Below are 13,609 nucleotides of genomic sequence, written 5' to 3'. Positions count from 1 at the left end.
AAGCGCTTTATTTCGATAGTTTTATATTATCACCTCGACCTTAACTTGTAAGTGGACTTAAAATAACAATAGGTGTACAAAAATGACTTTTGTTAGCTTTAAGATAAATTACTTTAATAAAATATTAATCTTCGTTAAGTTCCCTTTCATGTTTTCCTAAAGATAAATAAAGGGACGATTCTCTGGCAACAAACGTTGTATTCAGAGAACAGTCCCCTTGAAAATATATTAAGCTACTAACTCAGGTATCTGATTTATACAATTGATAATTAAAATTTACTGTTTGCTACATGTCTTAATTAATGCTCCTTTAACTCAAAATAAAGATAATATGCGTTTTGAAATAAAAAGTGCAATGAGTGCAAGCGGTGCTTGTAATACAAATTCTATTAGAAAATAGCTAAGAAGTCTTTTTTTAGTCATTAATCTTTCAGTAATAAGAACTTTGGCTGTAAAAAAAGAATAAGGATACAAAATAAAGATGGATGTAATAATGCCTGGAACGTATTCTTTGAAGAAAATAAATTGTAAGAAATGACCAATACCATTTGCCAAAAGAATTCCAGGTACTAAAAATGCAAGGTAAGTAGTTGGATTCATGCCCATAAACCTTTTAACAAAAAATGCTTTATAACATCCTATTGAAGCAAAAATCCATAGTAGAATAAATGCAAATGAAAACTCCAAAATTGTTATACTAAAAGATAGTATGTTTGATTTTTCTTCAATAAATTTTTCTACTGTTATGATTTCTTCAAGATCATGAATGAAATATAGGAGTGGAAAAAGTAATAATATTTTTTAAACTTTGATCCATCTTCTTCGTTAAAGTTTCCCATGTTTTCCTCCTCTTTGATTAGGTTTATTATTCGACATGGAGGAAACCCTTTTAAATTCGTATCTTTTTCTGATTTTTACTTTAACATCAAAAGGCAAATCTCCTTCTCGAAGATTAGCCTTGTTTACTTGAATAAGGAGTATGTTGTACAACTCTACCTTAATGCTTCTATGAAAGTAGGCAATTGAAGTTTTAATCCTCAAAGATCTGTGGGACATAGCGAAAATTTTCCCGGGTATTCCCACCCAATTCTTAATAACATTTTTAATACTCAGAGTATTTTGTCTTACTCCCATACGCTTTCTCTACTGGATATTTCTCATTATTCTTTTGGATTTTTTGTTCGATAGCTTCCACAAGATCGATTCCTGTTTCATTTGCAAATAATAAAGAATAAATGACAATATCAGCTAGTTCATCCTTTATATTTTCTGCGTTTTTTTCAACAGCTTCTTCACTTGTTTTCCATTGGAAATTCTCAAGTAATTCACTTGCTTCCAATGAGATTGATAACGCCAAATCTTTAGGATTATGAAACTGTTGCCAATCACGCTCATCTCTAAAAGCTACTACCATATCTGTTAATCGTTTGAGTTCACTCATATTTTCACCTTCCTTCTTTTTGAAAATTTAGAAGTTGGTTTCGTAATGCTTCATCACTAGCATATAAATATAGCCCTTTTATGCCTCGCTTCATTAGAATATTGACTGAATTTAAGATAATTCGTTCTTTTGCTGCATCTACATTATCGATACCTTCTGTTCCTGTAAAAGCTCCAATATCTTTATATGCATCTATATTAACGACCAATTGACCTTTATCTTCATCGTAAGTTATTGAAGGACCTAATATTACTCCAACATAATTTAAGTCAAACCCTTGAATCGTATAAATTGAACCTGCTTCTTCTACAGTGGATTCTCTTTCTGCCCATGTGTATTTACTATCTGTTATATTCCATGGAATTTGGTAACTGCCACTATCTTCCTTAATATAATAAATGTCTCCATCTTTCTTGTGTATATAATCGAACGTAGATACAACACGACTCAAACCAAAGCGTGAATTCTTCTTTTTAATCTCTTCATGCATTTCTTTTAGAGATCCATATACTTTAAATTCATAATTTTCGTCAACAGGAAGTGGTAATAGTCGTTTTTGTTTGAATTCATTTATCCATTCAATAACTTGATCATTTGCTTGCATACGGAATTGATTTGATAACTCATAAAATTCAGCATGTCCACTTTTTGAAATCAAATTTTCTAGTGTAATCTCCTGCCACAAACTTTTTAACTTTAATACCTGATCCGCGTCATATACCATTACAACTACTTTTGCTAGCTTTAGTAATTCTTCTAACTGATTTTGATCATGAAAATTATTGTATGTATCGGATCGTGTTAAGAGTAGGTGTGCTTCATCAACTAATATGATATCTGCTTTACTATCTTTTTTCTTTAGTTGATTAATCAACGGTGTAGGCTTAACAAAATTTTTTGCTTTTAAATACTTTAATTGAGACGCAATACCTTTATATGTTTTTATCATCTCTTCGTGGTTTACTACTAAATAATTTTCAGTATTATGAAACGGTGAAGATGCCTCTTTCGTGTATTCCTGTATTGTATTAAATATAGAACTTAATACTACACTTTTTCCAACGCCTGCTTCTCCCCTTACAACAAACAAGCTACCATATTCACTTCGCTCGGATTGAACCTGTTTCTCACAAAATTGTATAACCTTCTCTTTTAAATCTAATTGTTCTAATGATAACTCTTTAAAAGGTGACAATTTAAAGATATCCTTATTTTCAATTACATGTTGTTCATGTGTAACAACACCTTTTGTAACAAGTTCCTTCCAAATATCTTTAAAAATCATTTGTTCAAAATATGGTTTATTATGATAATTATGAGAAAATTCATTCGTCGTTTTACTTTTATTTTGAAGCTTGTACCGTTCATCACCTAAAAAGTAATTGATTAGCTTTGTTTCTAAATGAAATGTCGCAGAACGATTAAATTTATCATGTTTAATTAGATGCATTTGATTCAGTTTTTGCCGCTCAGATTTCTTCAAATGGGCACGCATTCGTTTTTTAAAATATACTGTCTCACCGATATATGCTTCTTTAGCATTATTCAATAAATAAATGACTGGATAATTTACATATGATTCCCGGTTATTAAGTTGATTTATGCTATCTTCTCCAAATGGCCACGAAACAATTTCTACCTCTGACATATATACCACCTTGATATTTTTTCTAAAATAACATTTCTAAACGCAATGAAAAGATTGCCAAAAGTGGCAAGGCATTGTTAATTATATCACTTTTAGACTAGTAACACTCTTTCTGATCACCAATTATATACCTTTTATACCAATTAATAGTGGAATATATTGGAACTACTTAGATTAAATAACTCCTTTTTTGATACTACTGTGTTTAATCCTAGAATTCACTATGTATACCTCAAAGGAATGGTCGAAACCGATGATACAAATTCTTACTCGATTGTTCGCGTATTCAAGGATTCATTGTAAGTTGATGGTTATGGACGTGAAACAAAACGTTTTTAAAAATACAATAGTAGGAAGTAAAGCAAGGGGTGGCTTTTTTGCTTCCTCTAAGGAAGTCAAAAGCCACCCCTCTATCTCTGCCGCATATTAACACCAGCATGAATAAGAGCTTACTGAAGCAATTCCACACCTGACTTCATATCGAATGAAGTTAATATACAGATCGTTGATGCCTGTTAATTTTCTATCATTGATGTGATACTTTATAACTTAGGATGAAAAGTTGCTATACTATTTACAAGTATTAAACATTTCCTTTCTCTTTTTCCTTTGATGTTTCATCACCTGTTACTTCATCGACAATTTCTTTAGTTGATGAGCGAAATTCTCTTAATGTTTTGATTCTGTCAACTTTGCAATTGATCCTTGTTTAGGAAAATCATATACCCATGAGTCCCAATAAACGAATAATACATTACTTGCTATGCCTGTATTTACTTTTCAAACATCTAGTCTTTGGTTATAATAATAATAGAGAAATCATAAACTAAAAAAAACTGTTCGGTGCTCGAACACCAAACAGTCATACAATAGCTGGGTTCCCATCAAGGGGATCAGCGATGTTGGTAAATAACTCACCCAATCGCCGTGCAAAAGCTCAAGGGTGGGTTATTTTTTGTCTTTGTCTCTAAATGATATGATCGACAACACCAAACTAGTAAATGCAATCATCAGCATTAACGTTTGAAATACTGTCATCATAAGCATCACCCCCTTTCCTTGCAGGGTAACGCTGACCACCCTTGAGTTACCTAACTATTGTCATTCTATTATATCACAGCTATAGAACGTACGTTTCTATTTGGTCAAATTGTTTAATAAATGAGATTTTACCTTAATCATCATTTTATTGATTATTTTATAAGTAATACTTAGTAAGTTTATAAAATTTATTTATAATATTATTAATTTTTTTCAGTTACTTTCTTTAAGTGTTTAAATTACTTGAAATTTTAATAAGTAGTCAATAGAAATAAAAAAGACCGTCTAGTTTTAAACACTAAACAGTCTCAAAAAACTCTTTTACATTACTTAGGTCTGTACCTAATCAATTATTGGAATCTAAAAATCTTTTTTATTATTTATTAGTAAGCGCATACATAAAGTATTATAATAAAAAGAGAGATTACCTTATGTTAATTACAATCAAAGAATTATTGACTGTTGCAAAAGAAAATCAATTTGCTGTTGGAGCGTTTAATGTTGCAGATAGTACATTTCTAACACTTATATCAGTAATATTTTCACAAAACAAACCCACATCTAGACACTTCACAATTCTAATCTCACAAATATACCAAACTTAGAACCTCTCACAAGATTTCATAAAAATATCTGTTAAAAATTCACTTTATTTGAGGAGTTGTTTTATATGGCTAATTTACAAACAAAGGATTACCGGGCAATTGTAACGAATATGCTTGCTGATACAGGAATTATCTTAACTCAAGCTGAACAAGAAGCGATTGAGATAGCTGACTTCGGTTTAAATAATCTGGAAATAACGGGACTGCAATTGGTTACTTATGTGAATACCGAACGTTATTGTGCGAAAGACTTAGTATTATTTCCACATCAAACATGTCCGGAACATCTTCATCCACCTAGAAAAAATGGAGATCCCGGCAAATTAGAAACGTTTCGATGCCGCAGGGGAACCGTTTATCTCTATGTAGAAGGAGAACCTACAGTGTCACCGATAACATCTCCTCCTGCAGAAGATTTCAAATACTATACGGTATTCCATGAAGTTGTATTGCATCCTGGTGAACAATACACTATCCCGGAAAATACGAAGCACTGGTTTAAAGCGGGAGAAGAAGGAGCTATTGTCTCTGAATTTTCATCTAATAGTGAGGATGAGACAGATATTTTTACTGATCCGAGAATAAAACGAATTCCAGAATAATAGTCCTTTTATATTTATTTGGAAAGTAAATGTTAATCCTAAAAAAGTAACATTCTAAAAAACCAGCGAATATAGAATCCGCTGGTTTTTTGATTTCTTGTTTTTTAGTGTTATTGTAAATTAAAGAAAACTTGTCCACCTAACATTTCCTCATACCGAAGTTGTGCCTTTTCTCCTGTTTTCACTAAGCCGGATATATACCCTTCTTTTTCACTTCCTACGTACATTTCAAAACTAAAATCGGGTTCAGTTGTTCCAATTATATCACCACTATAAATATCTCCATTCTCGCTTACCATGGTAAAATTCATGATTCCGTCAATATGGAATGCCAAATCTTCTGTTGCAGATTCAACAAATTTTACTTTTGTTTTTGCTAATACCCACTCATATCCTTCTGGAGCAGCTTCATTGTATTCATTCATAGATACTAATTTTTTATATGCTGCATCACCGCGATCTACTTCTACAATTGTCAGGTCGAATTTAATTGGGAAAGAGTCACCTTCATCATTGTATAACTCATCGTCAACTGTTGCTGTTTTTTTGAAAGGAACAGGATAGGAACGAGATCCTAATTTTGATTCAGTTTCTTCTTTATTCTCTGGTTCCTCTGATTCTTCTGATGCATTAGTTTGTTGTTTTTCTTCTTCATCAACAGTGATATCTTTCGTATCTTGACCACACCCTCCAAGTAAAGAGAGTAACAATACGACGAAGATAAATAGGTTTTTTTCTTTTTATTCAACTTGCTTCCTCCTTCAATTTATAGAATATGTATGTTATTCTGTTTCCTCTTCTTCCAAATCATCAGGATATACAATTTCATCAAAAACTTCATTGGTAGCTTCGTCTTTCAAAGATATGGTTACTTTGTATTTATCAGGATCAACGCCATTATAGAGTTGATAGTACATACCTGACAGGCCTAAACCAAATGCAGCGAAACCGTCCATGCTATTCTCATAGTCGCCTTTATTAACCAATAGAGTAAACTCCGTAAACGAATCATTATATGTAACATCTTTGATTGATACGTAATCTTCACTATTTTTCGTTTCCTCAACTGTTTCCAGTATGCCTTTCCTTAATTCTTCCATCATTTCTTTATGTTTAGCTTTTGACATTTTATAAGTAAGTGAGCCATCTTCATTTTTGGTGACTTCCTTTATTCCCTCTTTTTTTGCATCTGCTATAACAGTGTCAATGTCTTCACCCTCAAACATGGAAGCAGGTAATGTAACTTCAACATTTAAAAGGCCTTTTTCAACATCGACCGCTCCTTCATCTGTTTGTTCTTCTTTTTGTTGACCGGACTCTTCACCTTTACCAGCGGTATTTTCTTGTTCATTATTTCCACAAGCTGCAAGTAATGAGATCATAAATACAATAAATAAGTAGCCAAATCTTTTCATACAGGTTCCTCCTGAGTTACTTTTTGTCTTATCCCTTACTATTACACTCTCTTACATGAGGTATTTATAGCAATAATTCCCAACTAATTATAACTTCTTCTGATATCTTCTTAGCCCTTTACCATCTCCTCCAACATCTCTCCCAAATCCTCCATCGTATGCTTCATCCGATCCAGCCGAACTGTTTGAACCTCAATAAACTTTTTCGGAAAGGAATCAGGTACTATCCATCTAGGCAAATCACCTTCCTCGTTTGTTTGAGGATAAAGTAGTAGGCACCGTTCGGCTGATTTGTATGTTGTGATATAGGCATACATTTGATAAATATCACCTTGTTTGTAATTTCTTTTCCCATTTACAATGACACTTTTCCATTTTGTATCAATGATGATTTTCGCTTCTTGTTCTCTTGTTTCAATAACAAAGTCCGGTTTTAAGAGAATGTTGTCTCTTCCTGTATCAGCATTTTGCAGCAGTTTTTTTGCTGTATACTGAAGCTTCACTTCGTAAGAGGTTGTGACGAGCATTCGTTTTAGTACTTCTCCAATGTATGTTTCGTATAAATCGTTCATTTTAAATAAGAAAGAAAAGGCGATTTGTTGATTTTGCTGACTGCTCATGGATGTTGATTGTATAATGGCTTTGGCCAGTTGCAATGCTTTTTCATAGTGTGTATTTTGACGATTGAGTTGCATTTGTTCTACCTTTTCCTTTGGTATAAAGCAATCCTCCACATCTTCCAACATGGCGAGGCCGTTCATTAAACTTATTTTTAACGGTGAATGATGGACATAGCGAAAGACAATGTTCAATGCTGCTTTTAGGACCTGATTCAGGAAAATATTTGGTGTTAGTTCATCAAATTCACAAAATGCATTTGCTGACCTTTTTACGTTATGGCGGATATGGTCTGAAACAAGCAGTCTTCCTTTTAAGGTTAAAATGTTTTCTACTCTCCCTTGATATTCACGATACATTCCTCGGTTTAGGGTTTTCATTAATTCAACAATATACAGCCTTGCAAGAATATGGAGCAGATCTACTTTTTCAAACTGACTTAATGTTTGTTCTGTTAGTTCAACCGGCAGTTTTTTCGCAACCGATAACATGTTTAACAGTGCTCTCCTGTTTAAGGCTTCGTCATGTTGATTTAAATCGATCTTAGGCAAAATTTCTATTCTTACGGTCTTGAGTTGGATGACGCCGACAAGGTTAATAAATCGTATTTTTTGATGAGCATACTCGATGACATTTTCACCTTTATATGTATTTTCCAAATAGTGAAGAAGGTGGTCCCACTCTGTTTCAGTAAGACCGTTTGTCATTTCTTCGTTACAGAAAATCCAGTCGTATGCTTCTCTTATGATCACTTGTTTCATTCATATATTCCTTTGATGTCTTCTACCGTAAGATTTGTTTTCACATGATATTTATCAGGAAGATCCATGGCTGTATAAGATGATCGTTTGAATAATGCCTCTATATCAATTTGTTCTTTATAGATAATGCAGGTATCTGTCTCACTTTTTCCCACTCCGCCAAGTACCATCGCAATTTTTTCCCAATCGTCATAAAAATACTCTTTTAGAAGCGGGATGATTTTGTTTTGCATCGTTGTCATAATATCTTCAACTGTTTGAACCCGGTTAAAATAAGCATGTCCGATCATATGGTCCCGGCTGTATAAAACTTCAATTCGTTGATTCATTCGATGAAGGAGTGATGGTAAATCGATATCTTCAACGATAGGTAAAATATGATAAATCGGCATTACTTCTTCAAATGAGAACCTTCTGCGTAATGCTGTGTCAAGCAAGGCAATTGAGCGATCAGCTGTATTCATTGTTCCCAGAATATAAAGGTTAGGAGGTAGAACAAACGTCTCTCCTGAATATGGTAAATGAATACGTGTCTCATTTTCTTTTGTTAAACGTTTATCGTCTTCTATTAAAGTAATTAATTCGCCAAACACTTTTGATATATTGGCACGGTTAATTTCATCAATAATCATGACATATCGATTTGCTTGAGAGAAATCAAATTCCTCGTTATGTAGTAGTGCATGAAGCACACGCTGTTTTCTTGCTTCATATTCACTTGCTTCAACCAGATTTTGCAATCCGGCATATAGTGCATCAATGACTACTTTTTTAAACATTCCATCTGTGGGAACAAATTTTCCTTCCTGATCTGAACGTAAACCTTCAATAAAATCTTCATAAGAATATGATTGATGAAATGTTACAAATTGAATTTGTTCTTTTTGCTGGTATGTTTTAAACAGTTGTTTTAGATCACCGAGTTGATCTACCAGCTCATCTGCATGCTTATTATAGATAATTTCCATAGATTTTGAGGCTAGTTGATAGGTTTTTCCTGTTCCTGGTGGTCCATATAGAATAATGTTGGGATTTTGATAAAGTAGTTCTTCTTCATAGTCTGGTGTTACTTCTTCTGTTATGATCTCTTTTTGATTTTCCACTTTTGCTGTCTCCGTTTCCGTTTTAAATAGTAAGTGAAGTCCTTGTGGAGATAATTGCTCCATTTTTCTATGGACTGGTTTTAGCTGTTCTAACATCATTTTAGGTTGTAATGTAAGTAGTTTCGTGATGTTAATCCAAACTGTTTTACCTTTTAGAGAAGGTTCGCCTAATGGTAAAATGCTTGTTTGTTCTGGTACTTCTTCTTCTTTCATCCAGACGTTTTCAACGCTTGCGATCCAGCCAACTTCTTTGGTTGAACGGTCACATATGTATAATTTCGTCTTCTCAAGTGTAACTAACGTTTTCAAGTTCAGTTCATCTGTCTCAACCATCGCTACAACCGAATCAGTGGTTAGCTGCTGTTCAATTTTCGTGATGGTGTCAGTATCTAAATAAGAGAATAATTCACTATCAATTCGTAATGTTTCGGCACGACCGATCATCGAAAAGTATCTGTCCAGTTTTCTCACTTCTTTTTGCTTTAAAGGAGGATGTAATTCATTTACCTCTTTTTCAATTAGTTTTTGCACGATAATGTCATATGTATAGTAAGCAAGATCTTTCTTACGTTCTGTATCCGGGAATGAACGATATGATTCAAGCAAGTCATTGTATTCTTCGCTTTTGTTTAAAATATGTTTGTTGATACTTCGTTCAAATTTATAGGCAACAACAAACTCATCTGGAAATTGTATATTTTTTATAATTGAAAATAAATGGACAAAATGGCCGTGTAAATCTGTTGCCAATTTCACTTTTTCAATCACTTGACGGTAGTCCTGCTCTTCTTTTGATACATTAAATAACGTTACTAGATTCACTCTTGTCTGAGTGAAATTATTAATAAAATTGTTCGTTCTGACGATGGAATCAATTGATTTAATAAACGTACTTAAATCATCGATATCATTTTCTGTGAATATTTCCGAAGAACTTTTTATTTTACCTATGACTCTCGTAAACGCTGCTTTTGTTTCATCGTCCCAGTTCGTATCATTGACACGGTCATAATAGTCTTTATGGAACTTACCTTCTTTTTCATATTCTTGTTCAAATAGATCCCGATGATTTGTTAAGATCTCATCTAATGTAATTCCTTTATATTTATTAATGATGGCTTGAATTCTGTCCATTTACTCAGCTCTCCCAGTTGTTATAGTTTTGAGTTATGTTTCCTATGAAATTTCTATTATGTAATATTTTCGTTGATCCTCCAGGCTTTCCCACGTAAAATCGTGTCTTTTCGACAGGGTTACTAATTCCACGTTTTTATTCATTCCTGTTGGTTTGTATACGTCGCCGTAGAGTGAAAATTCGTTTCTAAAATGCTTATAAATTCCTTGTGTTAGTTTTCCTTCATAAAATAGTTTATCAGATACGAATACTACAGCTGCCGTCTTCGTGAATCCTCTGTCTTTTACTTCTTCCATGAATTTAACATCTTTTACAAAGGAATACATTTGTTCCGGATACTGGCCATTGGTAGGAAATTTCAGCTCGATCGCATATTTCTCGTTCATTTCTTCATTGAAAATGGAGATGTCAATTTCCTTTTTTATCGTGTTTGTATCTGGTGTGAAAAACGATATATTTCTTTCAAACTGAACTTTATAATCTGAAAGGGCATTTCGCAAATAGATTCCAAGCTCATGTTGAAGACTAAATTCGTTGTATAATTCCAGTTTGGTTTTTTCTGCATATTTGAAAAAGTCGGTTATGTATTGAGATAGGCTTAACATGTTGATCAGTCCTCCTATACTTTATTTTTATTACGTTACTCTAATTATAAACAACAGGGTATACCATTTTTGGCACACCCTATTCTTTGTATGTTGCAGCCATTTTCTCGATTTCTTCATTTATTTCTTGTACTAATGATGTTGGTGATAAGACTGTTAACCTTGATTTCGTGTTTCATACGTACCTGGTATTTACAGGTAAGAACTATGATTTTGGTTACTCATTTCATAAATAAAAATTAATGAAATGGGACAGATCACCTGTCCCTATGTCCCTTATGCTAAGAATCCTTCCGCACAATCCCCACTATTTTACTGGATGGAATAGTCGGGTCATGTTGAACAACCAATGCTTTTGAGAATCGCTTTAGGTAGGATTCTTCGTGTGATTTTGGTGTAAGGATGATTAATTTTCTTTGTAATTGCTGTACGTATAAGTCAAATACCTTTAATTTACGGTTTTCGTCTAAAGCACTGTCGAATTCATCTAATACAATGAATCCTGGCTTGAAGGAGAGGTTTTGTAGCAGGGCTAACGCGAATAGTAGTGAACTAAGTGACTCTTCTCCTCCTGATACACCTTTTCCGACCTTACCGCCACGAGCCTTTGTACTGACATCCTCCATTGTACCTCGGTGGCCTTCTTTTCTAGCTTTAATGAATAGCTTAAAGTGTATTCTCCCTCTTTTATCCTCGAACGATTCCCAATCTACTTCTCCTTCAAATTGAAAGCGATTCATATAAGCTTGAAATCTTCTGCGAATTTCCAAGACTCTCATATTAATAGTTGTTTCTAGCTTGTCCTTTAGCTGCTCTGCTCGCTCCCGATCCTGCTCAAGTAAAATATTCGTACGCTTATATTCATTGTCCAATCGTTCAAACTCTTGCTTAACAGCTTCATAGTTTTCTGGTGCTGCAGGGTCAATATCTGTCTCTCTTCTAGCATTGTCAAACATTATTTTTCCGTTCTCCCGTTGATTTTTCAAGCTTGCCTTTGATGGCAGCTGGCCAGGGAGTTGTTCATCAGCGATTTCGGAATAAACTTGTGGAACGAGAACTTTCATGTCCGTTATTTCTTGTATATAGCCTACAATCTGCTGTGCTGTCGAATCCCTCTCTTCCGTTTTATTTTCCAGCTGATTGGCGACTCTCTTCAGATCGTTATTAGACGACTCAATGTCATCATTAAGCTGTTCTTCATTCCTCTTTAATTTTTTCGTTTTACGTTCCAGCTTATCTAAATCATCCTCTAGTCCTTCTTGAACAATACCATGTTGTACATATTGTTCGTTCAACATCTTCAAATGGTCCTGGATCTTTAGTAGGAGATCATACTTCCCCTTCATTTTCCCAAGTTCATTGTAAAAATTCTCTTCTTCTTTTAAAACACTCTGTTTATTTTGGATGGAAATCAAATGAACCTTGAGGTTTGTCTTTTTTTGATCAAGCTCTTCTAACATTCTCTCCATTTCTACTAACCTTTTTTTCTCGCCCTCTAATCGTTTGCTACGACTTTCACGCTCATAGTCCATGGCCATAAATGCTTCAGCTTCTCTTACAAACTGAATAATCCGGCTGAGCTCCTGAATTTTCTTCATGTTGGTGCTAATCAGCTCGTCTAGTTCTGCTAATCTGGATTCATTAATAAAGATAAGCTTGTCAACCTCTTGCTTTCTCATTATCAATGCTTTCTGGCTTAATATATAGCGATCTTTCTCCTGTGATCCGCGAATCCCCATCACATCATATAGACTGCCATTATGGATCTTAAATGGACCATTTTTGAAAAATTGTTCAACCCACCAAAGTGCTTTAATCGCATGTGGTATATCCTCATTCTTAATGCCTTCCTTTATTTTTAGATGTAGCTCAGGTAACGCATCTATAGAACGATCTGGTACGATATCCATCAATGGGACATGGTAAAGATCATTTGGTGGGTTTAACTCTTTTCCTTGGAAAAAGATTGTATATTTAATTGCCTGAAAAAGTTGTTCATCATTTAGCTGTGCCTGTTCATCCAATTCAACCAATTCACGTAGCGGAAAGGCTTTGATATTTCGCTTACGTAAATAGGTGGTGGACTCATTTTGACGTTGAGAGAGAGCACGATTTTCTAGTAAAGAGAGCTTTTCTTTTTTAAGCTCATCAACTTTATTCAGTAATGTGAGATGCTCGTTTTTAAGGGATACATTCTCATCTTCTAGCTTCTTAATCGTCGTCGAAACCTCATGACTACTTTTATAGTCTGCTAATCTTTTACTATGCTCTTCGTATAATCTTTTGTCTAATTGTACTTGATGGTCTAATCTTGTTATCTCAGTAAGCAAATCAAAATGTGACCTTTTCAGCTGTTTATGCTGCTCTTCTACTTCAGCTAATTGAGAGCTCGTTTTATCAATTTCCTTACCAATTTGACTGAGCTGCTCCTGTACTTCTTTTTCCGTACGAGTAATTTGATTCTTCCGCTTCGTTAAATAAGCAAGTTCGTTTTCTAGTCGCTCGATGGACTGTTTTGTATTGTGAATTTCAGCATGATATTCTTTCCTTAATTTCTCAGTTTCTTCTAGCTTCGTTTCTATCTGTTCTTTTTCCTTTAGTAATGTGTCCATCTGCTCCTTCAAGTTTATTTTCG

11 protein-coding genes and 1 pseudogene are annotated in these 13,609 nt (G+C 33.9%); 2 read left to right on the top strand and 10 right to left on the bottom strand.

From position 1 onward, the window contains the following. Positions 1–315 precede the first annotated feature (315 nt). The 4 genes from AC0L8O_RS09930 to AC0L8O_RS09915 all read right to left on the bottom strand — a co-directional run bounded on the left by AC0L8O_RS09930 (position 316) and on the right by AC0L8O_RS09915 (position 4,130). Positions 316–729: an HXXEE domain-containing protein gene (locus AC0L8O_RS09930; RefSeq protein ID WP_235991834.1), complete on the bottom strand. Its 414-nt coding sequence runs from the start codon at positions 727–729 to the stop codon at positions 316–318. Positions 730–1,102: 373 nt separating this feature from the next. Then, complete coding sequence (locus tag AC0L8O_RS09925; RefSeq protein WP_175639289.1) at positions 1,103–1,441, bottom strand: nucleotide pyrophosphohydrolase; 339 nt, start codon at positions 1,439–1,441, stop codon at positions 1,103–1,105. Between the two features lie 4 nt (positions 1,442–1,445). Further along, entirely contained in the window at positions 1,446–3,089 is a 1,644-nt protein-coding gene (locus AC0L8O_RS09920; protein WP_473447740.1) for a DUF2075 domain-containing protein, read from the bottom strand. Between the two features lie 948 nt (positions 3,090–4,037). After that, a complete protein-coding gene (locus AC0L8O_RS09915; RefSeq protein ID WP_235991744.1) occupies positions 4,038–4,130 on the bottom strand; it encodes a putative holin-like toxin in 93 nt (30 codons plus the stop codon). Between the two features lie 431 nt (positions 4,131–4,561). Between AC0L8O_RS09915 and AC0L8O_RS09910 the strand changes: the two are divergent. Further along, a pseudogene (locus AC0L8O_RS09910) lies at positions 4,562–4,660 on the top strand (ketose-bisphosphate aldolase); the annotation flags it as partial. Positions 4,661–4,800: 140 nt separating this feature from the next. Further along, a complete protein-coding gene (locus AC0L8O_RS09905) occupies positions 4,801–5,337 on the top strand; it encodes a cupin domain-containing protein (protein WP_473447738.1) in 537 nt (178 codons plus the stop codon). A 110-nt stretch (positions 5,338–5,447) separates the two neighbouring features. Here the strand turns inward: AC0L8O_RS09905 and AC0L8O_RS09900 are convergent, their stop codons facing one another. The 6 genes from AC0L8O_RS09900 to AC0L8O_RS09875 form a co-directional block, all read right to left on the bottom strand. Further along, entirely contained in the window at positions 5,448–6,047 is a 600-nt protein-coding gene (locus tag AC0L8O_RS09900) for a hypothetical protein (RefSeq protein WP_473447736.1), read from the bottom strand. A 72-nt stretch (positions 6,048–6,119) separates the two neighbouring features. After that, complete coding sequence (locus AC0L8O_RS09895; RefSeq protein WP_473447735.1) at positions 6,120–6,752, bottom strand: hypothetical protein; 633 nt, start codon at positions 6,750–6,752, stop codon at positions 6,120–6,122. A gap of 110 nt (positions 6,753–6,862) precedes the next feature. Then, positions 6,863–8,131, bottom strand: a complete 1,269-nt coding sequence (locus tag AC0L8O_RS09890) for an McrC family protein (protein WP_473447733.1) — start codon at positions 8,129–8,131, stop codon at positions 6,863–6,865. Then, positions 8,128–10,368, bottom strand: a complete 2,241-nt coding sequence (locus tag AC0L8O_RS09885) for an McrB family protein (protein WP_473447731.1) — start codon at positions 10,366–10,368, stop codon at positions 8,128–8,130. The genes AC0L8O_RS09890 and AC0L8O_RS09885 overlap by 4 nt, the downstream gene beginning before the upstream one ends. Before the next feature lie 42 nt (positions 10,369–10,410). Further along, positions 10,411–10,974 (bottom strand): hypothetical protein, encoded by a 564-nt coding sequence (locus tag AC0L8O_RS09880; RefSeq protein ID WP_473447729.1) that lies wholly within the window; start codon positions 10,972–10,974, stop codon positions 10,411–10,413. A 281-nt stretch (positions 10,975–11,255) separates the two neighbouring features. Continuing rightward, a complete protein-coding gene (locus AC0L8O_RS09875; RefSeq protein ID WP_473447727.1) occupies positions 11,256–13,586 on the bottom strand; it encodes a chromosome segregation protein SMC in 2,331 nt (776 codons plus the stop codon). Between the last annotated feature and the right edge of the window lie 23 nt (positions 13,587–13,609).

It is taken from the genome of Metabacillus sp. KJ11-3 (genome assembly GCF_055808295.1).
This window is presented reverse-complemented; position numbering and strand designations above follow the sequence as displayed.